This window comes from Streptomyces violascens, assembly GCF_014649955.1.
In the GTDB taxonomy this organism is placed as follows: domain Bacteria; phylum Actinomycetota; class Actinomycetes; order Streptomycetales; family Streptomycetaceae; genus Streptomyces; species Streptomyces violascens.
The window spans coordinates 159183-184738 of sequence record NZ_BMUA01000008.1 but is presented as its reverse complement, the minus strand read 5'-3'; the positions used below and the strand labels follow the sequence as shown (position 1 = coordinate 184738).

Sequence of the window (25556 nt, the reverse complement as noted above, 5' to 3'; positions counted from 1 at the left end):
GTCAGATGTCCTTGAACTCGGTGGTGGTGGGCGCGGTGCGGAAGTCCATGGCGAGCTGTCGCGGGTCCTCACGGACGGGGTTGCCCTCGTCGTCGAGGAAGTACAGGGACTTCACGGGCGTGGGCTTGGGAGCCTTGACGGCGGACTCGATGCCGATGGGGAGGGGCGCGGACTCGACGCCGTTGGCGGGCGGGTCGACGATGAAGGTGATGACGAGCTGGCCCTTCTTGCCGTGGGCGCGGACGGCGTCGAGGAGCTGGTGCAGCTCGCCGGAGAGCTCTTCGGCGGTGCGGCCGTTGAGGTGTCCGGCGAGGAACGCGGCGATGTCGGCGGGCTCGGTGTCCGGCTTGTTGTCGGTGGTGGTCATGCGGCGTGTGCTCCTTGCTGATGGAGGTGGGGGCATTCCGCGCGGTGATTCGCGCGGATGGTCTGGACGAACTCGGCGACCTTGCGGCGCCCTTGGACGGGGCCTGCGCGGGCGCCGCAGAGGAGGCACTCGTAGCGGGCGCGGCCGTTGGTCATGTCGATGAACAGCGCGGCCGTGACGCGCTGCGGTGCGGCTGTCATGCCGCCTCGCTCGCGTCGGGGCGCAGCAGGCGGCGGCGTTCACGCTCGGACAGGCCGCCCCAGATCCCGAACCGTTCGTCGTTGTCGAGGGCGTAGCCGAGGCACTCGACGCGAGCCGCACAGGCGAAGCAGAGCGTCTTGGCGGGCACGTTGCTGGCGCCCCTCTCGGGGAAGAAGATCTCTGGGTCGGTCTGCGCGCAGAGCGGGACGGCACCGTCGGACGGGACGAAGAAACGGTGTGTCATCTCGCCACCACCGGCGGGTGCTCCGGCCACGCGCAGCCGTCCAGCGCCTTGGCGTTGCGCTCCGGGACTGGGGCGAGCGGGTAGCCGAGCCAGTGCATGCCGGCCGCGAGCGCGGCGTAGGCGTCGGCCTCGTCGTAGCGTGCGGCGCCCTCGGTGTGGATGCCGTACCGGTCGGCGATGGCGCTGCGTATTTCGCCCTTGATCGCGTTGCCGCGCCCGGCGGCGTACAGCTTGAGGTTCGACGGGGGGATGACGGCGTACGGGATGCTGCGGCGCCAGCAGTAGCGGCGAACCAGGACGCGCAGCCCAGCGAGGTCTTCGTGTCCGGCGAGCGCGGCGTGTCCGTACGACGGACCCTCCATGACCACCAAGTTGGCCTGCCTGATGAACGAGGCCACCTGCGCTTCGAGGTAGCCGAGGCGGGCGTCGCCGCGCAGCTTGGTGCGGATGTGGTCCGTCCAGCCCTCGCCCGCCACGCCGGTGCACGTGAGCGAAAGATCCAGACCGATGACCAAGGGGCGGGTCACCGCGGCCGGGCGGGCAGCGGGCAGCCCGGCCGCGGGAGTTGACGGGAAGAGCGGCAGGGTCATGAGGCGCTCCGCTGGTGGGGGATGAGCGGCCACTCGGTGCGGACACCGTCGGCCTGCTCCTCCTTGCCGGGCGTGCGACGGAAGTACGCGGCCAAGCTCTCACCCTGCTCGCGGGCCCATCCGATCTGCTTCTCGTGCAGCTGGGCGAGCGAGAGTTCGGCGAGCGTCGGCGTGACCATCCCCATGCGCCAGGCCAGGCGGCACGCTGCGAGGGCGTCGGCGTCCGCCGAGTGCGCGCCGTCGAGGGCCACCTGGTACGTCGCGCACAGGGCGGTGAGGGTGCGGCTGCCGCTGCGGTACTTGGCGATGTGCTTGTCCAGGACGCGCGGGTCGACGACCCGCAGTTCCTCGCCGATGAGATCGGTCAGTGGCATCGCGCCGTGGCGTCGGGCCTCGCGGTCGAGGACCGTCAGGTCGAAGCTCGCGTTCATCGCCACGATCGGCAGGCCGCCCTCGACGGCGTCGAGCAACGAGGCGATCACCTGCTCGATGACCTCGGCGGCCGGACGGCCCTCGGTGCGAGCCTTCTCGGTCGTGATGCCGTGGACCTTGGCGGCTTCCTCGGGGATCTCGATGCCGGGGTCGGCGAGCCACGTGGCCGATCGGGTAGGCAGGCCGCCGCCGCAGCAGACGACGCAGGCGGTGACGATGCGGTCGTTCTCGACGTCGACGCCCGTCGTCTCAAGATCGAAGCCAGCCAGGCGGCCGGTGTGCCAGCTCATGAGCGTGCTGCCTTCAGCGACTTGAGGAAGGTGCGGAGCCGGTCGGCTGATGCGGTCGACGGGTGGAGTCCGCCGTTGGCCTCGGCGAAGCGGGCCTCTACCTGGTCGGTGGTGAGGCCGAGGGGCCCGGCGGCGGCGATGATCTGGAACCAGATCTCTTCGACGTCGTCGTCCTCGACGAACTCGGCGTCGTGGACCTCGTCGGCAGGGTCCTCGGTGGCCGATGTCGCGTCGTCCTGCCCCGACTCGCCCGTCTCGCCGCCCGTTTCTCCAGCGCGCAGCTCGGCACCACGGGCATTGAGGACGGCGGCGAGTGCGTCATCCATGTGCTTGCTGTCGACTGCCTGCTTCCACAGCTTGCCGACCTCGTCGGCGGTCTTGGCGACGGCGGCGAGGGCCGCGTAGTCCGGCCGCCCGCCGGTGATTGCGACGCGCTCCGGGCCGGACGCGACCGCCGCCGCGCCGCCGGTGATCTGCCCAGCCATCAACGCAGCCGGGGTGATCTCCACATCGAGCGTCGGCACCATGAACCGTGCCGGACCCTCGTCCCGCTGAACGAGCTTCTCCTCCATGCCGAGCCAGCCCGCGACGTACCCGCCGGCCTGCGCCAGCAGCTCGGCCGCCGGGGGCAGCGTCACCGCCGCGTAATAGCCCTTGGACACGAGCAGCCACTGGCCGAGCGCGGGCACGTCGCGCAGCATGACGTTCACCCGGGTCGTGATCTTGCACTCGCGGTCTTCCGGGTCACACATGCACGGCCGGTCGGACTTGTGCTCGGTGACGCCGTCGCAGCGGCGTCGGCACTTCGACCCGGCGTACAGCTCGTACCACTGGGAGACCGCGTCGTTCGGCGGGATGAGAACCGGGAGGCGGTTGGTGGTGGAGTACACCTCGAACTCGGCCGGGCCGCCGTTGGCCGGGGTCCAGGGCTTGACGTCGCCACCGTAGAGGGTGGCGACCTCGGCGAGGATCTCGCGGCTCGGGCTGGTGAACCGGAAGTACTTGAGCTTGGCGGGGCTGGTGTACGCGTTGCCCTTCTTGGACACGCCGGAGACGACGTGGCCGATGCGGATCTCGCCGAGCTGTCGCATGCGGCGCTGAAGATCAAGGATGGGCATCAGGCGGCCCTCTCTTCTGGAGCGGTGGGCAGGGCGAGGGCCTCGCCGACGACGGTCTTGGACAGGCCGGAGATCCACTCGGCGGCCTGTTGGGTGATGCGGAACTGGGCGAACACGTCGTCGCCGCACGCGATCGGGATGAGCCGGTATCCCTCGGGGCGCAGGTGCAATACGACTCCGCGGTCATGGGTCGCGGGCATCGGCACGTTCGTGCCGTCCCGCAGCCACGCCACATCGGCTTTGCGGTAGGCGGCCATCTGCAAGGCGGCCTCGGGATAGACGCCCTTGACGTCGAGCTCGCCGCCGGTCTTCGTGTCGCCGAGCAGGACCGTGCTCGCCGGGATGCCGAACTCTCCGGCGATCAACGGGGACTTAAGGAGGTAGTCGAGGGTCCCGGCATAGCCGTGCTCGTAGCTCCCGACGACCATCTCCGACGCCTCGAAGGTGACCTGCCACTCGTCCACGAACCGAAGGAAGTGGGCCAGGTACGGCGCCATCTCCAGGTCGTTGAGGAGATCCTCGGGGACCGGCATGCCCAGCACGTGGGCCTCGATGATGGAGTGAACTGCCGAGCCGATGTCGGCCCGCTCGTCGCGCTTGCGGAGCGGCGCCCGGCGCAGCCAGTCGTACGTCTCGGCGCGCTGCTCGGTGTACAGGGAGGACGAGACGAGGCGCGGCAGATTCGCCATCGCCACCTCGGCCACCAGGTTGGCGGCCCACTTGGAAAGGACGTCGCCCTTGGTGGAGCCCTGGCTCAAGATCGTGGTGACGCGGCGCAACTTGGTGTCGGTGCCGGGCACGCGGTACCAGCCCTGCGACGGGCGGGGGATGCGGTCGGTGCCGGTCGGCTGCTCCTGCTTGGTGCGGGAGCGGCGGCCGGCGGCCGGGGCCGAAGCCCCGGCACGCACAGTCGTGTTGGTCATCGGGCCTCACCGGGCCCCTGGTACGGGCTGCCTGCGACGGACTGCCATGCGCGGTACTCGCTGTGCGAGTCGCTGCGAGGCGTCTCGTCCACGAGCGCGGTGGCCGCGGCGAGCGCGAGCGTCGCGTGCACCTGCGCCTCGGCGAGCGTCCGGTCGGCCTCGGGGTTCTCGCCCTCGTACGTCGTCTGATCGCTGCGCACGGCGACGGCGATGAGCCGCTCGGCCTCGCGGTAGTGCTCGGGTCCGGTCATCGGACGCCTCCGGCCTTCTGCTGTGCGGCGTGCTGGTCCGCGAACTGCATGAGCACGTCGGGGTTGTCCGAGTAGTTGAGGTCGATCGAGATGGGCTTGCCGTGGTGCCAGGCACGGAGGCACCAGGAGGTGCCGTCGTGGTCGACCACGTAGGTGTGGGAGTCCGTGTCGGCGTGGTACGTCTGGTCCAGCCGCGGGGCGGGGCGCCACGTGAGGGTGGGCCAGGAGAGGCGCAGGCTCATGAGGTTCCGTCCTGGGGGAGTGCGGTGAGGGCTTCGGCCCATGCGTGGTCGGCGGGCCAGGCCGCGCCGTACGCGGCCTCATGCCGGGCGGCGATCTCCCGCGCGGCGTCGGGGCCGACGCGGCACTCGCCGCGCTCGATCTGGCCGAGGACACGCTCGGCGTCGGTCATGTGGGTCACACCTGCCCCCTGCCGTGCGGCCGCTTGGCCGCAGTCATCGCGGCGGTGCACTCTGGGCAGCGGCACGCATAGTTCGTGTAGCCGCCTGCGGTGCCGTGCGGGATCTCGGCGAAGGGCTTCTGCCTCGCCTTCGCCTGCCAACGGCGTGCCGCGTCGACGGCCGCAGCCGTGCATGACGCGCAACAGCAGCCCTTGCGGTAGGTGCGGACCTTGCCGTGGTCGACGTTCGCGAGCAGTCGGTACTGACGGCGGGCGGTCACGCGGCACCTGCCTCACGCTGCGACGGCACCGGACGAGGAGCAGCGATCTCCCGCAGCCGATCAGCCAACCGGCCAACCGCCGGGCCGTACACCGGGATCAGCCCCTCATCAGCCACCTCGGCCAACAGCGCGGCCACCCGCTCATCACGCTCATGCGCCGCATGCGAGTCACGGCCCTGCGCCTGAGCCGACCGAGCCAGCCCAGCCACCTCGACCAGCTCGGCGAGCAGCCCCTCCCCGTCCTCCTCGGCGGCGGCCGCAAGAGAGAGCAGCACGGTCGTGAGGTAGTGCGTCACGTCGAGGGTCGCACCGGTCGGCGTGGCATCGACGTGGATACGGAACGGCCCGTCAACGGGCGTACGGTCAGTGCTCATCGGAGCCCCCGGAAGTGGAGTCGAGTACGAGCGCGGCGGTCACACAGACCAGGCCGAGCGCGAGGATCGTGAGGATTACGAGCGGCATCACGGGCGCTCACCCCGCTGCACGGCGAGCAGGGCCTTGAGCTTGGCCACGGACCCGTCACGTCGACTGGACGCAGCAGAGGGCTGGTACTCGGAGTACGTCCGGCCCGCCCCGTCGACGTCCGGCTCCGTCAAGTCCGCGAGCGCGGCCTCCAGCTCACCGACCCGCGTCCGCAGCCGGGCCAGTTCGTCAGCCTCGTCCCGAGCACGCATCGCCTCCCACGCGCCGATCACGGCAGGCATGCCGATGCTGAACGCGGCCGTGTCCCAGTACCCGGCGAAGTAGTTCCCGCTGCTCAAGCAGCTCTCCGGCCATGCCAAGCAGAAACAGAGGTCTTCGTGGTAGTGGTCGTTGAGCGCCTCGTTACCGGCGTCCGCGAGCGCGTCGATCTGCTCCTGGGACAGGGCGGCAGGCTGCGCGTTCTGGAGCAGCCGCAGCCGCTCCAGATCTGCGGCCGTCTCCGGCGACGTCAACCGGCCCGCGTCCTCCAGGGCCTGAGCAGCCACCCCGATGAAGTGCCACGGCTCGGCGTTCGAGCGCTTCCACGCCGCGCGGATCACACCCTCGGCAGCGGCCACCCGCCGCACCGAGGCGCTCACTTCGCATCGCCGATCGACGCGACCTCGAACGTCGCGAACAGCCGCACCGACGTGTACGCGGCGCCGACCCCGAACGTCTCCGCGTAGTCCACCCGCATCTGCTCGCCGGACAGGCGAACCAGGTAGCGGGCCACGGTCAGGGCGAGGTCGTCGCTCTTCGCGGTCAGCGGTTCGATCTCCGTGGACGGGTCGAACGTGACCCGGACGATGTCGTTCATGCCTTCACCGCCGCGCGAATGTCGTGCATGACCGACTCGTCCGCCAGCACCGGCACGCACACCCGCACCGCCACCGTCGAGCCGTCGGTCCGCTCCGGCGTCTCCGTGTGCAGCATCCAGAGCTCGACGCCCCCGAACTCCGGGCTGACGCGGATGGTGCCGCCACACGCACGGAGCCAGACACCGAGGTCGTCCACGTCGGCGACCGTCACGTACACGGCGTCCGGCCGGGAGATGAGCGTCGGGCAGGGCAGGGGCAGGGAGTCGAGCATCGCCTCGACAGCGAGACGGTTGTCACTGATCGCGCCCCACCTGGTGGCGGGCGGTCGGTGGGTAGTCTTGGTGCTCACGGTTCCTCGATTTCTTCGAGTGGTTGAGGTGCCGAGGGGTCGTTTCGGATAGCCGTCCGAGCGGCCCCGTACTTCGTTGATCAGGCGGCGCGAGGCGGGGCCTGGGGCAGTGCGGGGCGGGCCGAGTTGAAGACCGCCTGCAACTGCATGCGCTGCTCGGCGCGAAGCGGGGGAGCCGCTTCGACGAGCCGGGCGATCGCGGCGACCGCAGCCGGGCCGAGACGCCGCTCGGCGGCTGCGCGGCTGAAGGGCTGGCCGTTCATCACGCCGACATTTCGAGGCGGCGGCCGCCGGTGTGTCGGCTGGACCGGCCCATGGGGGCGAACAGGATCAGCAGATCCACACCGAGGACTGCGCAGATCGCGCAGGCCGAGGGCAGGAAGACAGATTCCTGTTCGCCGGTGAGGAGGTTGCCGATCGTCCCGTGTGGGACGGATGCCTTGGAGGCCAGTTCACGCACGGTCACGGCGGCACCGGTACCGGTGCGCTGCATGAGCCGCGCCATGAGTTCGCGGTCCAGGAGCTTGAAGAGCGGGATCAGGTTCTGATCCGGGTCAGGTGTAGTCACGTCCACCCCGTGCATTGATTCGTTGCACTGCTTGGATGAGAAGAGCATTGCACTGCTTGGACGGTCTGTCCAGCTCCTTGGATGCGAGGGCTGGAATTGCGCCTATCTGCAAGTGCGCTCTAGCGTGCGCCGTCGTTTTGCATGGACACTCTGTCCAGCGCGCGGGATGGGAGCCCCGCGTCACCAGCGAAAATCACCTCCGCGAATCGCTGGTCACATGGACACCCCACGGCCCATGCGTAGACACGGAGTGGCAGTATGAACCTCATGGCTGAACAAGATCGCGGCGCGCTGACCTCGTCGCCGCGCACCCAGCTACGGGACTTGGTAAGAGAACGCAAGGACGCGGCCGGCCTGAGCTACGAACGGCTGGCCGCGCGCTGCGTCGACCCTGAGTCCGGTCAGCAGGTGATCAAGTCGAGCTGGCTGCACCGGTTGTTGACTGGCCTACCTGTCCAGCCGCCCGACTTGGTGATGCTGCGCGGGCTGGCGGTGGGTGTCGATGTCCCGCTGAGGCGCGTTCAGGATGCGGCTGCGGCCGAGTTCCTGGGGATCGACGTGGTGTGGTCTGCGAGCGGGGAGGCGCGTGCGCTGGTGGAGCGGGCGGACAAGCTGACGCCTACTCAACGTGAGCAAGTGATGCGCCTGTTGGACGCGTTCACGGACCCTCAGTAGCGCCGCGGGCATATTCCTTTGGCCAATGCTGGCACGCACGGTAGTTCTTGCGTGCGCCGGGTAGTCAAAAGTTGTCCAATCCGGCACCATTACTGCTCCGCCTGGGGGGCGTGAGAGTCCAGTAGTCTGCGTACGCCGTGCGAATCGAACACCTGATTCGTTTGTGTCGCAGGCCACGCCAATGGGGGTCACATGGCTGACAACGAGGGAGCCGAACCGAATGAACGCGCACGCATTGTAATCACCAGCCTCGTCCCCGACGGCATGGCCATGATCCCAGTCGAACTTGCCGACGAGACTGTGCTCGCCATAGCACCCGGACACATGAGCCCCCAGTTGATCCGCGAGTGGAACCTGCACGCAACCGCCCATGCCGGCCGCTGGCCCCTTCCATGCATTACAGAGGAGACGGAACGGCCCGGCGGACGCCCCCAACACTCCGACCAGGGGCTTTAATTGGGGCTTTCGGATACCTTCGGATTGCCGACAACCATGACCGCGTTCGTGCTCCTGTCGGTCCTGGTCACCTCCGGCTCGCAGGCGGTGTACGGGGTGCCGATCTGGAGCCCGGTCGACCTGGTCGCCAAGACGGACAACGTCTTCGGCCTGCTGTTCGCGCTGCTGACGGTCCTGGTGGCGACGATCTCGGTGAACATCGCGGCGAACGTCGTGTCCCCGGCCTACGACCTGGCGAATCTGGCCCCCAAACACATCAACTTCCGCCGGGGAGCGCTCATTACGGGCGTGGTCGGGGTGCTGATCTTCCCCTGGAAGCTGACCTCCACGCCCGAGCTGTACATCTTCACCTGGCTCGGCGTGGTCGGCGGGCTGCTCGGCACGGTCGCCGGGATCCTCATCGCCGACTACTGGGTGGTGCGCCGCACGGTCCTGGACGTGGCCGACCTGTACCGGCCGGGCGGCCGCTACTGGTACACGGGCGGCTGGAACTGGCGGGCCGTGGCCGCGTTCCTGGTCGGCGGGCTGCTCGCGATCGGCGGCTCGTACTCCACGCTCGACGACAAGGGCGCCAAGGCGGGCCCGTTCCCCACGGACGGCCTGATCCCGTTCCTGAAGCCGCTCGCGGACTACGGCTGGGCGGTGGGTCTCGGCTCGGCGCTGCTGTTGTACGTCGTGCTGTCGGCGGGGACGCGCCGTCAGTCCTTGGGGCCCGGCTCCCAGCCCGGCGCGTAGTCGTAGACCGCCCGTTGCCAGGCCTCGGGGCCGCCCGGCAGGGGCCAGGCGCGGGTGAGCCCGGCGGCGTCGTCCAGGGTGGTGAGGTCGTCGGCGAGCCTGCGGGATGCACGGGAGATCCGCGTGGAGGCGAGCGGGCCGCCCCTCACCTCCTCCGCCCGCACGTGCTGCTCGTACGCCTCGATGCGTTGGCGCACGGCCTGCCCGGCCCAGCCGTCGAGCATCGCGCGGGTCAGGACGAGGAGTTCGGGGCGGCCGCCTTCCGCGAGCGCGGCCGTGAGGCGGTCGTGACCGTCCAGTACGACGGGGGAGTTGAGCCCGCTGACCCACCACAGGAGCACCGGGGGCAGCACGCCCTCGCGGTACTGGCGCCGGTAGGCCTTCACGCGGGAAGCGTTCGGCGCGGAGAGCCTCCGCAGCGGGAGCAGGTCGCGCGCGTCCTCGACCGGGTCGCCGTAGCCGAACCAGGTGAGGTGTCCCCGGTCGGGATCGTGGGAGAGCAGCTTGGGCCAGTTCACGTCGGCGAACCAGTTGGGCAGCGACCGAAGGAGCTGCCAACTCCCTTGGTGGAAGGGCCCGTTGGGGCTGGTGCGGAGCTCGGCCGTGAAGTGGTGCGCCCAGCGGGCCGGCCACTCGGGCGATGCCCGGAAGGAGCGGGCGAGGGTGGCCCGCAGCGGCGGCAGCGGCGAGACGTAGCGGCCGGTCCTCGCGTAGTACAGCCCGCGGTGGGTGGCCCGCTGGACCGCGAAGAGGACCGGGTCCGCTCCCTGGCGCAGGAGCAGCCGCCGGCCGGACGCGGTCTCGACCCGCAGCGCGGGAACGGCAGGCCCGTCGACGTACAGCGACTGCTCCGCCACGTCCTGCTCCCTCTCCGCGCCCGGGCTACGGCACGCGGGCCGTCCATTCCTCGCTGCTGAACTTGGTAGCCGCGAGCTCGCGGGCCCGGGCCATCTCCTCGTCGGTGACCTTGCCCTCGGACAGACCGTACCGGGAACGGAACGAAGCGATCATCCGCTCGATGACGGCCTCGCGCGGCAGGCCGGTCTGCCGCCGCAGCGGGTCGACGCGCTTCTTCGCGCTCTTGGTGCCCTTGTCGGACAGCTTCTCCTTGCCGATGCGCAGCACGTCCAGCATCTTGTCCGCGTCGATGTCGTACGCCATCGTCACGTGGTGCAGGACCGCGCCGTCGTCCGCGACCATCCGCTTCTGCGCCGCGCCCGCGATCTTGCCGGCCTCGGTCGCGATGTCGTTGAGCGGCTGGTACCAGGCCTTGACACCCATGTCGCCGAGCGCGCCCAGGACCCAGTCGTCGAGATAGGCGTAGCTGTCCGCGAAGGACAGGCCCTGCACGAGGGCGTCGGGCACGGAAAGCGAGTACGTGATGGTGTTGCCGGGCTCGATGAACATGGCGCCGCCGCCGCTGATCCGCCGCACGACGGTGATGCCGTGGCGCTCGGCGCCCTCCGGGTCGACCTCGTTGCGCAGTGACTGGAAGCTGCCGATGACCACGGCGGGCGCGCCCCACTCCCACACCCGCAGGGTGGGCGGCCGGCGCCCGGCGGCGACCTCGGCGGTGATGACCTCGTCCAGCGCCATGTGCAGCGCGGGTGACTGCGGGGCCTCGTGGATCAGCTGCCAGTCGTAGTCGTTCCAGTCGGTGGCGTGGGCGAGCGCCCGCCGCACGGCGACCGCCACGCCCTCCGAGGTGAGCCCGTACATGGTGGTGCCGGGCGGCAGCGCCGCGTCGATCCGGGCCGCGAGCCCGGCCGCGTCGGTGTCGGCGGGTGCCCCTTCCAAGGCCCCGTTGATCGCCAGGATCGCCTCGTCGGGTTCGAGGAAGAAGTCCCCCGCGACCGTCACGTCCCGCAGGACCCCGTCGCGGCTGTCGAGGTCCACCACGACGAGCTTGCCCCCGGGAACCTTGTATTCACCGTGCACCGATTTGCCTCCATCTGCTCCGAGCGGGCTCAACGGTAATCGGGCGGGGGGTATTCCGGGGCGGGTGGCCCCACAGGGTGCGGACCGGAGCTGGATCGGGCGGGTCTCAAGGGCTGGGGCGTTCACGTCGAAGCCGTGTGGTGTTGGCCGGGGATTCGGACGGGGCTCGCTGATTGTCAGTGGCTCGTGCTTTGCTGGACGCATGATCGACGAAGGTTTTCTCGCAGGTGACATGGCAGCGGTGGAAGAGGCGGTCCGCAAGGCGGCCGCCGCCGAGATCATGCCGCGCTTCCGGCAGCTCGCCGCGCACGAGATCGTCGAGAAGAACGGCCCGCACGACCTGGTGACGGTGGCCGACCGGCTCGCGGAGGAGCATCTGACCGCCTCCCTCACCGCGATACTTCCGGGCTCCGTCGTGGTCGGCGAGGAGGCCGTGCACGCGGACCCGGCGGTGTACGACGCGCTGCACGGCGACGCGCCGGTGTGGATCGTCGACCCGGTGGACGGCACCCGCCAGTTCGTCCGCGGCGAAGCCGGATTCTGCACGCTGGTCGCTCTCGCCCACCGGGGCGAGCTGCTCGCGTCCTGGACGTACGCGCCGGCTCTCGACGAGATGGCCGTGGCGATACGGGGCCGGGGCGCCACGCTCAACGGCGAGCCGTTGCACGCCGGTTCACCCGAACCCGGCGCGATCCTTGAGGTCGCCACGTCCCACCCGGACTACACGACGCCCGACCAGAAGCGGGCTCTCCTCGGCCTGCGCGCCGAGGGGGTCCAGCCGCGTCCGTGCGGTTCGGCCGGTCTCGAATACCTGGCGATAGCCCGCGGCGAGCTCGACGCGCTCGCCTTCTCGTGGGAGTACGCGTGGGACCACGCGGCGGGCCTGCTCCTGATTGCCGAGGCGGGCGGCGCCCAGACCACGATCGCGGGCGAGCCGTTCCGGATCGCCGGAGGAAATGCGCTTCCCTTCACCGCGGCGCGGGATGCGGCTACGGCGGAGCGGATGCGGGGGCTGCTGGCGGGGGAGTGAGGCGCGCCCAAGCCTTAGGGGGCTCAGCGTCTGCCTCTGGGACAGGTGTGGGTGCGGACCGTGCGTGCTTCTCGCGCGGTTCCCCGCGCCCCCACCAGCGTTGGCCCTGGCGGAGTGCATTCCTTGGGCCTCCATTACGGCCGCGGGGCGCGTGTGGTTGCTCGTGCCGCGGCCCCGTGCCCCTGATACGCGCGCCCCGGGCGGAGGGGGGTGCTGGTGCGCCCGCGTCAGGCCGCGCGTCCATGCGGTGGGCCGCAAGCTCCAGCGCCCCTGCCAGGGTGCCCATGCGGGCATACCCAGCCCGTCATGGGGCCCCTGGGCCTTGTGGCCTTGGGGGAGTTTGAGGACGAGCTGGGTTTGAGGACGAGCGCCCCTCAGGCGCGAACGGGGTCCGGGGCGGAGCCCCGGGGGCGTCAGGACAGCGCCGCTCGTACCTCGCTCACCAGCGTCGCCGCCAGCTCCACCGCCTCCGCGTCCAGGGCGGACAGCGCTGCCGTCGCGCGCTCAGCGAAGTCCCGCGGGGCTGCCGGGAGGGCCGCCGCCGAGGCCAACGCTCCCTTTTCGTTCAGGAGCCAGCGCCGGTGGTGGGCGTGCAACGACTGGGCCAGGATGCCAACCGCTCGGGACAGGCAGAGTGCGACGTGCAGTGGGTCGCCCGACCCGGCCGACTTGCGGGCGACCGTCACCGAGAACTCCGCCTCCCAGGACGCCGCGACCAGCGCCGCCCGCAACGGCTCGGGATAGTCCCGTACCGCCTCCTGAAGGGCCGTCAACTCGCCCTGGGGATCGGCCAGTACGCGCGCCAGGGCCACCTCGCCGGGATACGTCGGCGACCAGAAGCCGAGCGGGTGGCCGGGCTGTACGCCGACTTCGTACCGGCCCCCCTGGCAGTCCGCCCAGACGTGCTCGACACGGTCGAGGTCGCGCAGGATCCAGTCGACCGCGACGCCGTCGAGCGTCAGCCAGGCCCCGCCGTTCACCCAGGGCCCCCAGCCGCCGGGCCCGGCCACCTCCACCCGGGCTCCCGTGATCTCTTCGGCCAGCCGGGAGAGGGCGGAAACGTCCAGGTCACCGCGGTAATAGAGGCCCAGGTCCCAGTCGGAGTCCGGGCGGTGCGTACCGCGGGCGCGGCTGCCGCCGAGGGCGACGGCCCGCACCCCGGGCACCTCGGTGAGCCGCTCGGCGACTGCGGAAATACGGTGGCTGAAGGCGGCGTCCGCGTGCGAGTTCACCGGCCGGACGCTACCCCGGGCGGGATTGTCGGTGCACCGGAATATCCTGGGGGTCCTGGCCGTGGCGTGAGGAGTCCGAGGTGCCGTCGATGCTCGATGCCGTCGTCGTGGGGGCGGGCCCCAACGGGCTGACCGCTGCGGTCGAACTGGCCAGGAGGGGCTTGCGCGTCGAGGTCTTCGAGGCCAAGGACACCGTGGGCGGCGGCGCCAGGACCGAGGAGCTCACCCTCCCCGGCTTCCGCCACGACCCGTGTTCCGCGGTCCACCCCCTGGGCATCGGCTCGCCCGCGTTCCGGAACATGCCGCTCGACCGGTACGGCCTGGAATGGCTGCACCCCGAGCTGCCGATGGCGCACCCCTTCGACGACGGCACGGCCGCCGTCCTGTCCCGCTCGGTCTCCGAGACCGCGGCGTCCTTCGGACCGCGCGACGCCGGAACGTACCGCCGCCTGCTCGCCCCCTACCTCGGCAAGTGGGACGTCCTGGCACGGGACTTCATGTCCCTGCCGCTGACCGCGCTGCCGCGCGACCCGATCGGCCTCGCCCGGTTCGGGACCGTGGGCCTGCCGCCGTACAGCTGGCTGATGCGGCGCTTCCGGGACGACCGGGCGCGGGCCCTGATGGCCGGGCTCGTCGCCCATGTCATCGCCCCCCTCAACGGCCTGGCCACGGGCGGCGTAGGGATGCTCTTCGCGCTGGCCGCGCATGAGAACGGCTGGCCGCTGCCGCGCGGCGGCTCCCAGTCGATCTCCGACGCCCTCACCGCGTACCTGCGTGACCTGGGCGGCGCCGTCCACACCGGGTTCGAGGTCAAGCGGCTCGACGATCTGCCGCCGGCCCGCACCTACCTCTTCGACACCTCACCCACCGCGCTGGCCCGGATCGCGGGCCTGGGCCGCGCGTACGACGGCTACAAGTACGGCGCCGCCGTCTTCAAGATCGATTACGCCCTCGACGGGCCCGTGCCCTGGACGGCCGAGGAGCCCCGGCGCGCCGGGACCGTGCAGATCGGCCCCTCCAGCCGCGACATCGCCACCGCCCTGAGCCAGGCCTCCGGCGGCACGGCCCCCGACACCCCGTTCCTGATCACGGCCCAGCCCAGCCTCGTCGACCCGTCCCGCGCGCCCGAGGGCAAGCACGTGTTCTGGGCGTACGGGCACGTCCCCAACGGGTGGGAGGGCGACTTCACGGACGCCATCGAGCGGCAGATCGAGCGGTTCGCCCCCGGCTTCCGCGACCGGATCCTCGCCCGCGCGACCGCGGGGCCGCCCCAACTCGCCGAGCGCAACGCCAACTACGTGGGCGGCGACATCGCCTGCGGCGCGGCCCGCGGCATCCAGCTGCTGCTCCGCCCGAAGGTCTCCCTGTTCCCGTACGCGACGCGCCACCCATCGGTGTTCCTGTGCTCGTCGGCAGCGTGGCCGGGCCCGGGGGTGCACGGCATGTCCGGCCACAACGCGGCGAAGGCGGCATGGAGAGCGCTGCGGAAGGCCGATCAGCGATGACGATGACTGAGACGGGGACCGTGCTGATGCGCGGCGGCATCACAGAGCCGACCGTGCACCGAACCCTGCGAAAGGCCGATCAGCGATGACATCGACCCGGGCCGAGATCGTCCTCGTGCACGGTGACATCACGGAGCAGACCGTGGACGTCATCGTCAACGCCGCGAACTCCTCGCTGCTCGGCGGCGGCGGGGTTGACGGTGCGATCCACCGGCGCGGCGGCCCCGCCATCCTGGAGGACTGCCGCAAGTTGCGGGCCTCCCAGTACGGCAAGGGCCTGGCGACGGGACAGGCGGTCGCCACCACGGCCGGGCGGCTGCACGCCGGCCACGTGATCCACACCGTGGGCCCGGTCTGGTCGAAGACCGAGGACCGCGGCGCGCTGCTCGCCTCCTGCTACGAGCAGTCCCTCAAGCTTGCGAAAGAGCTGGGCGCCGAGACCATCGCCTTCCCGGCGATCTCGACGGGCATCTACGGCTGGCCGATCGACAGCGGGGCCGAGATCGCGATCCGCGTGGCTCGCGAGCACGGTGGCGCTCCGCTGCGCGAGATCCGTTTCGTGCTGTTCGACGAGACGGCGTACCAGGCGTTTGCGCAGGTCCTGGGCGGCTGAGGGGACGGGCTCGGCCGAGCCGCCGCGCTGAGCGCCTCGACGTGGGCGGATCCCCTCAGGGGCCTGTGCCCGACCGCGCGTTATCGGCCACCTCGCCGACCGGGTTCGTGGAGCCCGCCGCTGTCATGTCTCCATGAATCTGCTTGATCAAAGCACCGCATGTTGTTGTATCGCGGTCGAGTTGAGCGCTGGGCTCCGGTCGCAGGCGTCGAGGTGGGCGGCAGAGGCCGTGTCGCGTCAGTGGCCGAAATGCGTCGACATGTCGTCACTCGCTTCGACCAACATCATTACTCGCTGGTTCACTTGCCCGGCAGGAGCCTCTCGCCACCCGATCGGGTGAATCCGTGGGCTCCTTCTTTGGCGCATACGCCCCGACGGAAGGGACCAGGATGTCGACCGCTGCGTACCGGCAACAGCCCGAGCAGCCGACGGGCCGGGCACAGCTCAGCCTGGGGATCGCCGCCGCGCGGAACCTGGCGACCACCACCAAGACCGTTCCGCAGATGCAGGGCGTCAGCTCCCGGTGGCTGCTGCGCATGCTGCCCTGGGTGGAGGTGAAGGGCGGCGCGTACCGCGTCAACCGGCGCCTGGTGTACGAGGTCGGCGACGGCCGGGTCACCTTCGTCAAGGAGGGCACCGCGGTCAGGGTCGTCCCCGCTGAGCTGGGCGAACTGCCGCTCCTTCGCGGCTTCGACGACGACGAGGCGCTGCGTGCGCTCGCCGACCGGTGCCGGAAGCAGCAGTACGGCCCCGGCCAGGTGATCGCGGAACAGGGCGGGGCCGTCGACCACGTCTATCTGATCGTGCACGGCAAGGTGGAGAAGGCCGGCACCGGACCGTACGGCGAGGAGACCCGGCGCGGGGTGCTGTCCGACGGCGGGTTTTTCGGCGGGCAGGCGGTCGCCGAGGAGCCGGGGGAGTGGGAGTTCACGGCACGCGCGATGACGGCGTGCACGGTGCTCGCCCTGCCCCGGGCCGCGTACGAGGAAGTGGCCGCCCGGAACGAGCAGTTGAGGGACCACGTCCGCCGGCGCGAGGACGACAGGGCAAGGCCGCAGAACAAGAAGGGTGAGGCGAACATAGCCCTCGCCTCCGGCCACACCGGCGAGCCGGTCCTTCCGGGAACCTTCGTCGACTACGAACTGGCGCCCCGTGAATACGAGTTGAGCGTGGCCCAGACGATCCTGCGAGTGCACAGCCGGGTCGCCGACCTCTACAACGACCCGATGGACCAGATCGAGCAGCAACTGCGGCTGACCATCGAGGCGCTGCGCGAGCGCCAGGAGTCGGAGCTCGTCAACAACCCCGAGTTCGGGCTGCTGCACAACGCCGACCACAGCCAGCGCATCTCCACCCACTCCGGCCCGCCCACCCCGGACGACATGGACGAGCTGCTGAGCATGCGGCGCGGCACCAAGGCGTTCTTCGCGCATCCCCGCGCCATCTCCGCCTTCGCCCGCGAATGCAACAAGCGGGGCCTCTCGTTCGACAGCGCCGAGGTGGGCGGCCACGCCATTCCTGCCTGGCGTGGCGTGCCGATCCTGCCCTGCGGCAAGATCCCCGTCTCCGACGACGGAACCTCCGCCATCCTCGCGATGCGCCTGGGCGAGGCCGAGGAAGGGGTGGTCGGCCTGCGCCAGACCGGAATCCCCGACGAGTACGAGCCTGGCCTCAACGTGCGGTTCATGGGCATCAACGACCAGGCCCTGATCTCCTACCTGGTCAGCACGTACTACTCGGCCGCGGTCCTCGTGCCCGACGCGCTGGGCGTCCTCGAAAACGTCGAGGTCTTCCACAGCCCGTCCTGACGACCGCCCGTCCTGACGGCAGCCTGTCCTGACGCAGCGTCAGCCCGTACCGAGAAGGCGTCAGCCGTTCCGACGAAGACGTCGACCAGCGCGAACGGAGAGCAGAACCCGTGTCACAGCTGTCCCGGATGAGCGCACCCACGGCCCGCCACCACACGGCGCGGCTGGTGGCCACGCTCCTCAGCCATCGCCAGGAACACGCCGCCCCGAAGGCGCTGCCCGGAACCGCCCCGAGCCCGGCGGGCACCGCGATGTCCCTACCCACCGGGCCGACGGGCCTCGGCACGTCCGCAGCCCGCATCGCTGCGAACAAGGCGGCCGCCAACAGCGCGGAGGCGCGCGGCACCGGAGTCCCCGAGCTGTACTGCCCGCCCGTGGTCCGGGACGACCCGGCACTCGGTCAGGAGGTGAACGACCGCCTGGTGAGCTGGGCCGAAGAGGCCGGGCTCTACGCCGGACGGCTCGAACGCGTACGCGCCGCGGACTTCGGGCGGCTCATGATGCTGGCCCACCCCGACACCGACGACCCGGACCGGCTCCTCGCCGCAGCCCGGTGCGCGCTTGCGGAGTGGGCCACGGACGACTACTACTGCGACGACGAGACCATGGGATCCCGGCCCGAACTCCTCGGCTCGCACCTCGGTCTCGCCCACGCGGCCCTCGACCCCGCCCACCTCCCGGCCCGTTACGCGTCGGCGTGGGAAGCGGACATGGGCGCCGACCCCGTACGGGTCGCCCTGCGCTCGGCGCTCCACGACCTGGCCAGGTATGCCGACTCCGCCCAGCTGGCTCGGCTCCGGCACGAGGTCGCCGTCCTGTTCGTCGGCTACGGGCAGGAGGGCTCCTGGCGCTCCCGGGGCCACATGCCCACCGTCCGTGAATATCTGGCACACCGTCAGATCAACAGCTTCCTGCCCTGCATCGCCCTGGTCGACGTGGTGAGCGGCCATCCGCTGACGGCCTCCGAGTACGCCGATCCCAGGGTCCGCCGCGCCGTGACGATGGCCGGCACGGCCAGCACGCTCGTCAATGACCTGTACTCGATGACCAAGGAACACCAGTCCTCGGGCGTGGAGTTCAACCTGCCCACCGTGATCGCCGAGGAAGAGCGGTGCTCGCCGAGCGAGGCGGTGGAGCGGAGCGTGGAGATCCACGACGAGCTGGTGCGCACCTACGAGACCGAGGCCGCGGCCCTCGCCGTCACCGGATCGCCCCAGCTGCGCCACTTCCTCGCGGGGGTGTGGGCCTGGCTCGGCGGCAACCGCGCATGGCACAGCGGCAGCCTCCGCTACAACGGCGCCTGAGCCAGCCCCTTCGCCTCGTCACCCCCCGCGGTCACCCAACTCTTGTCACCACCCCCCGCGGTATGCCCGCACCCAAGTAAGGAGCCCCCATGACCACCACCCCTGCCCCCGCCGGCGTGCTGCGCACCGCCTACCAGAAGGCCGTCGCGGAGTACTGGAACAACGAGCAGGACCCGGTCAACCTGCGCCTGGGCGATGTCGACGGCCTCTACCACCACCACTACGGGCTCGGCGACTACGACCCCTCCGTCCTGGAGGGCCCGCAGGAGACCCGTGACGCCCGCATCGTCGAGGAGCTGCACCGCCTGGAGTCGGCCCAGGCCGATGTCCTCCTCGATCACCTCGGCCCCATCGCCCCGGGCCAGCGCCTCCTGGACGCCGGATGCGGCCGGGGCGGCAGCAGCATCATGGCCAACGCGCGCTTCGGCTGCGAGGTCGACGGCGTGTCCATATCCCAGTCCCAGGTCGACTTCGCCAACGGCCAGGCCCGCAAGCGCGGCGTGGACGGCAAGGTGCGCTACCACTTCGGCAACATGCTCGACACCGGCTTCCCGACCGGTGCCTTCCAGGGGATCTGGAACAACGAGTCCACCATGTACGTGGATCTCTTCGAGCTCTTCTCCGAGCACGCCCGCCAGCTGGCCTTCGGCGGTCGCTACGTCGTCATCACGGGCTGCTACAACGACGTCACCGGCGGCCGTTCCAAGGCGGTCAGCCGCATCGACGAGCACTACACCTGCAACATCCACCCCCGCAGCGCGTACTTCAAGGCGATGGCCGCCAACGGTCTCGTCCCGATCAACGTCGTCGACCTCACCGCCGACGCGATCCCGTACTGGGAGCTGCGGGCCCAGTCCTCCCTGGCCACCGGCGTCGAGGACCCGTTCCTGACGGCGTACCGCGAGGGCAGCTTCCACTACCTGCTGATCGCCGCCGACCGCATCTGATCCAGCGGCGCGGGGAACCTGGAGGGTTCCCCGCCCCTGGCCCCGCGAGGTCAATGTCGGATTCTCGCCAGCAAGGGCAAGAGGAGTGCCCGATGCTTGACACATGCCTCCCGTCGCCCCCGCCCTGATGCACACCGACACCGAGCGCTGCGTACGCGCCGTCCAGTCCAAGGACGCACGCTTCGACGGCTGGTTCTTCACGGCCGTCCTGACCACCCGCATCTACTGCCGGCCCAGCTGCCCGGTCGTGCCGCCGAAGGTCCAGAACATGACCTTCTACCCCAGCGCGGCCGCCTGCCAGCAGGCCGGATTCCGCGCCTGCAAGCGGTGCCGCCCCGACACCACGCCCGGCTCGCCGGAGTGGAACGCCCGCGCCGACACCGTCGCCCGCGCCATGCGCCTCATCCGGGACGGAGTCGTCGACCGCGAAGGCGTTCCGGGGCTCGCGGCCCGGCTCGGCTACAGCGCCCGCCAGATCGAGCGCCAGCTGCTCGCCGAGCTGGGTGCGGGCCCCCTCGCCCTGGCCCGCGCCCAGCGCGCCCAGACCGCGCGGCTGCTCATCGAGACGACCCCGCTGCCCATGGCCGAGGTTGCCTTCGCCGCCGGGTTCTCCTCGATCCGCACCTTCAACGACACCGTCCGCGAGGTGTTCGCGCTGGCCCCGACCGAGCTGCGGGCCCGCGCCGCGCGCGGCATCGCCCGCCAGACGCCGGGCGCGATCACCCTCAGGCTGCCCTTCCGCGCCCCGCTCACCCCGGACAACCTCTTCGGCCACCTCGCCGCGACCGGCGTGCCCGGCGTCGAGGAGTGGCGCGACGGCTCGTTCCGCCGCACGATGTCCCTCCCGTACGGGCACGGCATCGCGGAGCTCACCCCGCAGCCCGAGCACATCGGATGCGTGCTGCACCTGACCGATCTGCGCGACCTCACCATCGCCATCAGCCGCTGCCGCTGGATGCTCGACCTGGACGCCGACCCCGTCGCCGTGGACGACCGCCTGCGCACCGATCCGCTGCTCGCGCCGCTGGTCGACAAGGCGCCGGGGCGCCGCGTGCCGCGTACGGTCGACGCCGCGGAATTCGCGGTGCGGGCGGTGCTCGGACAGCAGGTCTCGACGGCCGCCGCCCGCACCCACGCGGCCCGCCTCGTCGTCGCTCACGGCGAGGCCGTCGACGACCCGGCGGGCGGCCTCACCCACCTCTTCCCGACGCCGGCCCAGCTCGCGGAGATCGACCCGGAGACGCTGGCCCTGCCGCGCAGCCGACGCACGACCCTCACCACCCTCGTCGCCGCCCTCGCCGACGGCACCCTCAAACTCGGCATCGACAGCGACTGGGACCTGGCCAGGGCCCAGCTCATGGAGCTGCCCGGCTTCGGCCCCTGGACCGTCGAGGCGATCGCGATGCGGGCCCTGGGCGATCCTGACGCGTTCCTGCCCACCGACCTCGGCATGCGCCGCGCCGCCCAGAACCTGGGCCTGCCCTCCACCCCCGCCGCCCTCACGGCGCGCGCCGCCTCCTGGCGACCCTGGCGGGCCTACGCCGTCCAGTACCTGTGGGCGACGGAAGACCACGCCATCAACCACCTTCCCGCATAAGAGAGTTCAGCCGTGCACATCACCCACACAGTCATCGACAGCCCCTACGGCCCGCTCACCCTGGTAGCCACGGACGGCGTCCTCAGTCACCTCTACATGGAGGGCCAGCGCCACCGGCCCCCGCAGGAAACCTTCGGCGAGCGGGACGAGGACGGCCCGTTCCCAGAAGTCATCCGCCAACTGGCGGCGTACTTCGCGTCCGAACTGACCGAATTCAAGCTGGACCTGAACCTTCAGGGCACGCCGTTCCAGCAGCGCGTCTGGCACCAGCTCCAGCAGATCCCGTACGGCGAGACCCGCTCCTACGGCGAGCTCGCCGAAGCCCTCGGCAACCCGAACGCGTCGCGCGCGGTGGGCCTCGCCAACGGCAAGAACCCGGTCGGCATCATCGTCCCCTGCCACCGGGTGATCGGCGCGAACGGCAGCCTGACCGGCTACGGCGGCGGGCTCGACCGCAAGCAGCGGCTGCTGGCGTTCGAGCGGGGGGAGGCGGAGGACGCGCTGTTCTAGGGCGGGTTGAGGGGCGGCCCGTCGATTACCCGGGAGGTAATCGCCGCGGGCGGTAGGGGCGGCTGAGAATGTGATCACTCCGCGCCGACCCGCGGACCTCGAACGGAGGTTGGCCATGTCCTTGAGCGCGCCCGCGACCACCCGCTCCGTGGTGGAGGAGCTACTGCGCCGGATCGGGGAGGGCGACCCCGACCGCATCGCCGAGCTGTACGCCGAGAGCGGCGACTGGAAACTGGCCTGGCCGGAGTCCGAACACGGCCGCCCGGCCACCCCGTGGATCCGCCACCGGCGCACCCGCGACGACGCCGCGGCGCACTACCGCGAGCTAGCGGAACACCATGTGCCCGGACAGGCGGCCACGGAGGTCGAGCGCGTACTCATCGACGGCGAAGACGCGGTGGTGCTCGGCGAAATCCGCCAGACCGCCCGCTCCACCGGCCGCGCCTATACCGCGCGATTCGCCCTGCATCTCACCATCGAGCACGGCCTGGTCACCCGGCATCACATCTACGAGGACAGCCTCGCCGTTGCCAGGGCATTCGACGCGGGGAGCGCTGGCGTCCGGTAGTTGTGTGTGAGGCGCGGGGCGCCCCGTCCAGTCACTCCTTCACAGGGTCAACCGGCCGAGCTCGCGCAGGAGTTGTGGCAGTGCCGTGCCGATCGGTTCGCGTGCGATCTCGTCGGCCAGTGCGTCGTACGGCGTCGGATCGGCGTTCACGATGACCAGCCGGGCGCCTCCGTCCGCCGCGATCCCCGCGAGGGAGGCGGCCGGCTGGACCTGGAGGGTCGTGCCGACCGCGATGAAGACCTGGCACGCCTTGGCGATCGTCATCGCCTGGGCGAGCACCTCGGGGTCGAGCCGCTCGCCGAACATGACGGTCGCCGCCTTGAGGATGCCCCCGCACACCGTGCACGGCGGATCCGCCTCGCCCGCCGTCACCCGCGCCAGCGCCTCGTCCATCGAGGACCGCGCGTGGCAGCGGGTGCAGGTCACCGCCCTTGCGGTGCCGTGGAGTTCGAGGACCTTGCGCTCCGGGAAGCCCGCGCGCTGCTGAAGCCCGTCGACGTTCTGAGTGATCACCCGGACCGGCACGCCGGACTTCTCGAGTTCGGCGACCGCGCGGTGCGCCGCGTTCGGCTCGGCCTTGACAGCGGGGCTGTCCCGGCGCATCAGCCAGGACCGGCGCCGGATCTCCGGATCGGCCATGTAGAAGTCGTACGTCACCAGCTTCTCGGCCTCGGGGTCGCGCCGCCACAGACCGTTCGGCCCGCGGTAGTCGGGGATCCCCGAATCGGTGGAGATCCCGGCACCGGAAAGAATCGCGACGAGTGGCTTGCTCATGCGGGGAGCGTAGGGGGCGCCGGGAAAGGGAGCGAACGGATTTCGGCACGCCCCTCCCGGGCGCGAGGCCCCGTTGGAGCCACCTACCCGCCCACCCCCCCACCGCACCCCCGCGACCAGCCCCAGCATCACAACCGGGCACACCCACCACCACGGCACCGCCCGCCGCACCGACGGGGCGAGCCACATCGCTGCCGATCCGGGGGCGCCCCTCCGGCAGCCGGTGCCGCTCACCCCACGCGGTGACCGTTCTCCAGCTCCACCGTCCCCCGCCCCTCCAACAGGACGTCCAGCGCGGCCAGTACGCGGTGGCCCAGCGCGCCGGGCAGGTGGGCGAGGAGGTCTTCGCGGGGGACCAGGCGCCAGGAGAGGAGTTCCTCCTCCTGGAGCTGGATCGCCCGCAGGCGGTCCTCGTCGAGCACCCCGCCGTCGTAGACGTACGCCACGATCGGCGGGCGCGCCTTGCCGTGCACCCAGTCCACGGCGAGCAGGCGGCCCAGCTGCACGTCGAGGCCGATCTCTTCGAGGGTCTCGCGGCGGGCCGCCATGCGCGGGGTCTCGTCGGTGTCGGACTCCACGGTGCCGCCGGGCAGCGCCCAGCCCTCGCGGTAGTTGGGCTCGACGAGCAGCACCCGGTTCCCGGCGTCCAGGAACAGCGCGGCGGCTCCGGAGAGTACGCGGGGGAGTCCGGCGATGTAGGCGGCGTAGTCGTTGTCGGGGGCTGTGGCGTTGTCGGTCGTCATGGGGTGAAGGGTAGGGGGCCTGGTCAGGGGGCCGACCCGCCATGGTGGGGCTCATCCCCGCTAGGCCTGCGACGGGCCCGAACCGTCTTCACCCGTACGGGACTTGGCGGCCCGGCGCAGCCGGTGGTGCCTGGCCGCGCCCTGCTCGGTGATCGCGTCGCCGACCATCGCCCGCACCGCGTCGCCCAGACCGTGCAGGGCGCCGTGGCGGGACGGCCCCGCACCCGGGTCCTCGCGCAGTTCCTTCACCAGGGACCAGCAGAGGCCCAGCATCACCAAGGCGAAGGGGAGCGCGACCAGGATCGTCGCCGTCTGGAGGGACTTGAGGCCGCCCGCCACGAGCAGGACCGCCGCGACCGCCGCCATCAGCACGCCCCACATCACCACGAGCCAGGTCGGCGGGTGCAGCGAGCCCCGGCTGGTGAGCGAGCCCATCACGAGCGAGGCCGAGTCCGCGCTGGTGATGAAGTACGTCATGACCAGGGCCATCGCGATGTACGAGGTGACCGTGCCGATCGGCAGCGCGTCCAGCATCGCGAAGAGCGAGGCCTCGGCCCCGTCCTTCACCGCGCCGGCGAGGTCGGCCGCGTCGGTGGAGGCGAGCCGGATCGCCGTGCCGCCCATGACACAGAACCAGATCACCGTCGCGCCGCTCGGCACGAGAAGCACCCCGATGAGGAACTCGCGGATGGTACGGCCGCGGGAGATCCTGGCGATGAAGGTGCCGACGAACGGCGCCCAGGACAGCCACCAGGCCCAGTAGAAGACCGTCCACGCACCCAGCCACGCCCGGTCCGTGAAGGCGCCGGTGCGGCTGGCCATCGGGAGCAGGTCGTGCAGATAGCCGCCGATCGAGGCCGGGATGGTGTCGAGGACGTAGACGGTCGGGCCGAGCAGGAAGACGAAGAGCATCAGCACCGCGGCGAGCACGATGTTGATCGTGGACAGCCACTTCACGCCCTTGTGCAGGCCCGAGAAGGCGGAGAGCACGAAGGCCGCCGACAGTGAGGCGATGATGACGAGTTGGGTGGTCTGGGAGTTGTTGATGCCTGATGTGATGTCCAGGCCTTCGGCTACCTGGAGCGCGCCCAGGCCGAGGCTCGTCGCGGTGCCGAAGACGGTCGCGAAGACGGCGAGCAGATCGACGCATCGGCCGGGCAGGCCGTCCGCCCGGCGTTCGCCGATGAGCGGTACGAACGCGGAGGACAGCCGGTTGCCGCGCTCCTTGCGGAACCCCGCGTACGCGAGCGCGAGCCCCGCGATGCCGTAGATCGCCCAGGGGGTGAGCGTCCAGTGGAAGAAGGAGTACTCCAGGGCGGTGCGCGCGGCATCGCCCGTGCCGGGCTGGGCACCGGTCGCCGGGGGCGGGCTCAGGAAATGGGTGAGCGGTTCGCCGACCCCGTAGAACATGAGGCCGATGCCCATGCCGGCGCTGAACATCATCGCGATCCAGGCCAGGTTGGTGAACTCCGGCTCGGAGTCGTCGGCGCCCAGCCTGATCCGCCCGTACCGGCTGATCGCGAGGACCACGCACAGCACCAGGAAGACGTCGGCGGCGACCACGAAGAGCCAGGCGAAGTTGTCCAGGACCCAGGCCAGCGCCGTCGAGGAGGCGCTGTCGAACGAGCTCTTGCCGAGCGCCGCCCAGCCCACCACGGCCACCACCGCGAGCACACCGACGGTGATCACGGTGTGGTCGGGGGAGGGGCCGGGAGCCGGGGAAGAGTCGCCCGGCGGGGTGCCGGAGCCGGAATGATCGATCGAATCCATCCTCATGTCGGCCCACTATGGTGTGGAATGTACGCATTTTGTGGGGTGGCGCGCCGT

The 25556-nt window shown here is 70.9% G+C and carries 33 protein-coding genes and 1 pseudogene; 11 read left to right on the top strand and 23 right to left on the bottom strand.

Annotated elements, in window-relative coordinates; genetic code table 11:
- Position 1: 1 nt before the first annotated feature.
- The 17 genes from IE206_RS18790 to IE206_RS18710 form a co-directional block, all read right to left on the bottom strand.
- Positions 2 to 367: a YfdP family phage-associated protein gene (locus IE206_RS18790; RefSeq protein ID WP_189963367.1), complete on the bottom strand. Its 366-nt coding sequence runs from the start codon at positions 365 to 367 to the stop codon at positions 2 to 4.
- Positions 364 to 567, bottom strand: a complete 204-nt coding sequence (locus IE206_RS18785; RefSeq protein ID WP_189963365.1) for a hypothetical protein — start codon at positions 565 to 567, stop codon at positions 364 to 366. The genes IE206_RS18790 and IE206_RS18785 overlap by 4 nt, the downstream gene beginning before the upstream one ends.
- Positions 564 to 812, bottom strand: coding sequence for a WhiB family transcriptional regulator (locus IE206_RS18780; protein WP_189963363.1), 249 nt, complete (start codon positions 810 to 812; stop codon positions 564 to 566). Before IE206_RS18780 ends, IE206_RS18785 begins: the two co-directional genes overlap by 4 nt.
- On the bottom strand, positions 809 to 1402 hold the full coding sequence (locus IE206_RS18775) for a hypothetical protein (RefSeq protein WP_189963361.1): 594 nt from the start codon (positions 1400 to 1402) through the stop codon (positions 809 to 811). The genes IE206_RS18780 and IE206_RS18775 overlap by 4 nt, the downstream gene beginning before the upstream one ends.
- Positions 1399 to 2124: a 3'-5' exonuclease gene (locus IE206_RS18770; RefSeq protein WP_189963359.1), complete on the bottom strand. Its 726-nt coding sequence runs from the start codon at positions 2122 to 2124 to the stop codon at positions 1399 to 1401. The genes IE206_RS18775 and IE206_RS18770 overlap by 4 nt, the downstream gene beginning before the upstream one ends.
- Positions 2121 to 3242 carry a recombination directionality factor gene (locus IE206_RS18765; protein ID WP_189963358.1) on the bottom strand — a complete coding sequence of 374 codons (1122 nt, stop codon included), beginning with the start codon at positions 3240 to 3242 and terminating at the stop codon, positions 2121 to 2123. Before IE206_RS18765 ends, IE206_RS18770 begins: the two co-directional genes overlap by 4 nt.
- A complete protein-coding gene (locus IE206_RS18760; RefSeq protein ID WP_189963355.1) occupies positions 3242 to 4165 on the bottom strand; it encodes a hypothetical protein in 924 nt (307 codons plus the stop codon). The genes IE206_RS18765 and IE206_RS18760 overlap by 1 nt, the downstream gene beginning before the upstream one ends.
- Entirely contained in the window at positions 4162 to 4416 is a 255-nt protein-coding gene (locus IE206_RS18755) for a hypothetical protein (RefSeq protein WP_189963353.1), read from the bottom strand. Before IE206_RS18755 ends, IE206_RS18760 begins: the two co-directional genes overlap by 4 nt.
- On the bottom strand, positions 4413 to 4658 hold the full coding sequence (locus tag IE206_RS18750) for a hypothetical protein (protein ID WP_189963351.1): 246 nt from the start codon (positions 4656 to 4658) through the stop codon (positions 4413 to 4415). Before IE206_RS18750 ends, IE206_RS18755 begins: the two co-directional genes overlap by 4 nt.
- Positions 4655 to 4828: a hypothetical protein gene (locus IE206_RS18745; RefSeq protein WP_189963648.1), complete on the bottom strand. Its 174-nt coding sequence runs from the start codon at positions 4826 to 4828 to the stop codon at positions 4655 to 4657. The genes IE206_RS18750 and IE206_RS18745 overlap by 4 nt, the downstream gene beginning before the upstream one ends.
- 5 nt (positions 4829 to 4833) lie before the next feature.
- Entirely contained in the window at positions 4834 to 5097 is a 264-nt protein-coding gene (locus IE206_RS18740) for a hypothetical protein (RefSeq protein WP_189963349.1), read from the bottom strand.
- Positions 5094 to 5471: a hypothetical protein gene (locus IE206_RS18735; protein WP_189963347.1), complete on the bottom strand. Its 378-nt coding sequence runs from the start codon at positions 5469 to 5471 to the stop codon at positions 5094 to 5096. The genes IE206_RS18740 and IE206_RS18735 overlap by 4 nt, the downstream gene beginning before the upstream one ends.
- A gap of 87 nt (positions 5472 to 5558) precedes the next feature.
- Positions 5559 to 6137: a hypothetical protein gene (locus IE206_RS18730; RefSeq protein ID WP_189963345.1), complete on the bottom strand. Its 579-nt coding sequence runs from the start codon at positions 6135 to 6137 to the stop codon at positions 5559 to 5561.
- Between the two features lie 17 nt (positions 6138 to 6154).
- Entirely contained in the window at positions 6155 to 6376 is a 222-nt protein-coding gene (locus tag IE206_RS18725) for a hypothetical protein (protein ID WP_189963343.1), read from the bottom strand.
- Positions 6373 to 6726: a hypothetical protein gene (locus tag IE206_RS18720; RefSeq protein ID WP_189963342.1), complete on the bottom strand. Its 354-nt coding sequence runs from the start codon at positions 6724 to 6726 to the stop codon at positions 6373 to 6375. The genes IE206_RS18725 and IE206_RS18720 overlap by 4 nt, the downstream gene beginning before the upstream one ends.
- Before the next feature lie 80 nt (positions 6727 to 6806).
- Entirely contained in the window at positions 6807 to 6989 is a 183-nt protein-coding gene (locus IE206_RS18715; protein ID WP_189963340.1) for a hypothetical protein, read from the bottom strand.
- The gene (locus IE206_RS18710; protein ID WP_226599721.1) at positions 6989 to 7294 is read right to left on the bottom strand and encodes a helix-turn-helix domain-containing protein; all 306 of its coding nucleotides are present in this window, start codon (positions 7292 to 7294) and stop codon (positions 6989 to 6991) included. Before IE206_RS18710 ends, IE206_RS18715 begins: the two co-directional genes overlap by 1 nt.
- Positions 7295 to 7552: 258 nt before the next feature.
- Here IE206_RS18710 and IE206_RS18705 point away from each other — a divergent pair, with 258 nt between their 5' ends.
- Together IE206_RS18705 and IE206_RS18700 are read left to right on the top strand one after the other, a co-directional pair.
- Positions 7553 to 7969: a hypothetical protein gene (locus IE206_RS18705; RefSeq protein WP_189963338.1), complete on the top strand. Its 417-nt coding sequence runs from the start codon at positions 7553 to 7555 to the stop codon at positions 7967 to 7969.
- Positions 7970 to 8440: 471 nt separating this feature from the next.
- A pseudogene (locus IE206_RS18700) lies at positions 8441 to 9160 on the top strand (cytosine permease); the annotation flags it as partial.
- Here the strand turns inward: IE206_RS18700 and IE206_RS18695 are convergent.
- Positions 9124 to 10017: a hypothetical protein gene (locus IE206_RS18695; RefSeq protein ID WP_189963335.1), complete on the bottom strand. Its 894-nt coding sequence runs from the start codon at positions 10015 to 10017 to the stop codon at positions 9124 to 9126. The pseudogene IE206_RS18700 and the gene IE206_RS18695 sit on opposite strands and share 37 nt — an antisense overlap.
- Before the next feature lie 25 nt (positions 10018 to 10042).
- The gene (gene lplAB / locus IE206_RS18690) at positions 10043 to 11098 is read right to left on the bottom strand and encodes a lipoate-protein ligase LplAB (protein WP_189963334.1); all 1056 of its coding nucleotides are present in this window, start codon (positions 11096 to 11098) and stop codon (positions 10043 to 10045) included.
- Positions 11099 to 11300: 202 nt separating this feature from the next.
- On the opposite strand from lplAB, the gene IE206_RS18685 reads away from it, so the two are divergent.
- Positions 11301 to 12128, top strand: coding sequence for an inositol monophosphatase family protein (locus tag IE206_RS18685; RefSeq protein WP_189963332.1), 828 nt, complete (start codon positions 11301 to 11303; stop codon positions 12126 to 12128).
- A 413-nt stretch (positions 12129 to 12541) separates the two neighbouring features.
- Here the strand turns inward: IE206_RS18685 and IE206_RS18680 are convergent, their stop codons facing one another.
- Entirely contained in the window at positions 12542 to 13360 is an 819-nt protein-coding gene (locus IE206_RS18680; RefSeq protein ID WP_189963329.1) for a nucleotidyltransferase family protein, read from the bottom strand.
- 80 nt (positions 13361 to 13440) lie between these two features.
- Between IE206_RS18680 and IE206_RS18675 the strand changes: the two genes are divergently transcribed.
- The 8 genes from IE206_RS18675 (at position 13441) to IE206_RS18640 (ending at position 22212) form a co-directional block, all read left to right on the top strand.
- A complete protein-coding gene (locus IE206_RS18675) occupies positions 13441 to 14865 on the top strand; it encodes a phytoene desaturase family protein (protein WP_189963327.1) in 1425 nt (474 codons plus the stop codon).
- Positions 14866 to 14950: 85 nt separating this feature from the next.
- Entirely contained in the window at positions 14951 to 15478 is a 528-nt protein-coding gene (locus tag IE206_RS18670; protein WP_189963326.1) for an O-acetyl-ADP-ribose deacetylase, read from the top strand.
- Positions 15479 to 15867: 389 nt separating this feature from the next.
- Entirely contained in the window at positions 15868 to 17286 is a 1419-nt protein-coding gene (locus IE206_RS18665) for a family 2B encapsulin nanocompartment shell protein (RefSeq protein WP_189963323.1), read from the top strand.
- A gap of 110 nt (positions 17287 to 17396) precedes the next feature.
- Complete coding sequence (locus IE206_RS18660) at positions 17397 to 18590, top strand: family 2 encapsulin nanocompartment cargo protein terpene cyclase (protein ID WP_226599720.1); 1194 nt, start codon at positions 17397 to 17399, stop codon at positions 18588 to 18590.
- Positions 18591 to 18679: 89 nt separating this feature from the next.
- Positions 18680 to 19537 (top strand): geranyl diphosphate 2-C-methyltransferase, encoded by an 858-nt coding sequence (locus IE206_RS18655; protein WP_189963321.1) that lies wholly within the window; start codon positions 18680 to 18682, stop codon positions 19535 to 19537.
- A gap of 127 nt (positions 19538 to 19664) precedes the next feature.
- Positions 19665 to 21134, top strand: a complete 1470-nt coding sequence (locus tag IE206_RS18650; protein ID WP_189963624.1) for an AlkA N-terminal domain-containing protein — start codon at positions 19665 to 19667, stop codon at positions 21132 to 21134.
- Positions 21135 to 21146: 12 nt separating this feature from the next.
- Positions 21147 to 21644 carry a methylated-DNA--[protein]-cysteine S-methyltransferase gene (locus tag IE206_RS18645; RefSeq protein WP_189963319.1) on the top strand — a complete coding sequence of 166 codons (498 nt, stop codon included), beginning with the start codon at positions 21147 to 21149 and terminating at the stop codon, positions 21642 to 21644.
- 115 nt (positions 21645 to 21759) lie between these two features.
- A complete protein-coding gene (locus IE206_RS18640) occupies positions 21760 to 22212 on the top strand; it encodes a nuclear transport factor 2 family protein (protein ID WP_189963317.1) in 453 nt (150 codons plus the stop codon).
- A gap of 39 nt (positions 22213 to 22251) precedes the next feature.
- Here the strand turns inward: IE206_RS18640 and IE206_RS18635 are convergent, their stop codons facing one another.
- From IE206_RS18635 to IE206_RS18625, 3 genes are all read right to left on the bottom strand, one after another.
- A complete protein-coding gene (locus IE206_RS18635; protein WP_189963315.1) occupies positions 22252 to 22986 on the bottom strand; it encodes an SIR2 family NAD-dependent protein deacylase in 735 nt (244 codons plus the stop codon).
- A 230-nt stretch (positions 22987 to 23216) separates the two neighbouring features.
- A complete protein-coding gene (locus IE206_RS18630) occupies positions 23217 to 23729 on the bottom strand; it encodes an NUDIX domain-containing protein (RefSeq protein WP_189963313.1) in 513 nt (170 codons plus the stop codon).
- A gap of 60 nt (positions 23730 to 23789) precedes the next feature.
- Positions 23790 to 25505 (bottom strand): BCCT family transporter, encoded by a 1716-nt coding sequence (locus tag IE206_RS18625; RefSeq protein WP_189963312.1) that lies wholly within the window; start codon positions 25503 to 25505, stop codon positions 23790 to 23792.
- Between the last annotated feature and the right edge of the window lie 51 nt (positions 25506 to 25556).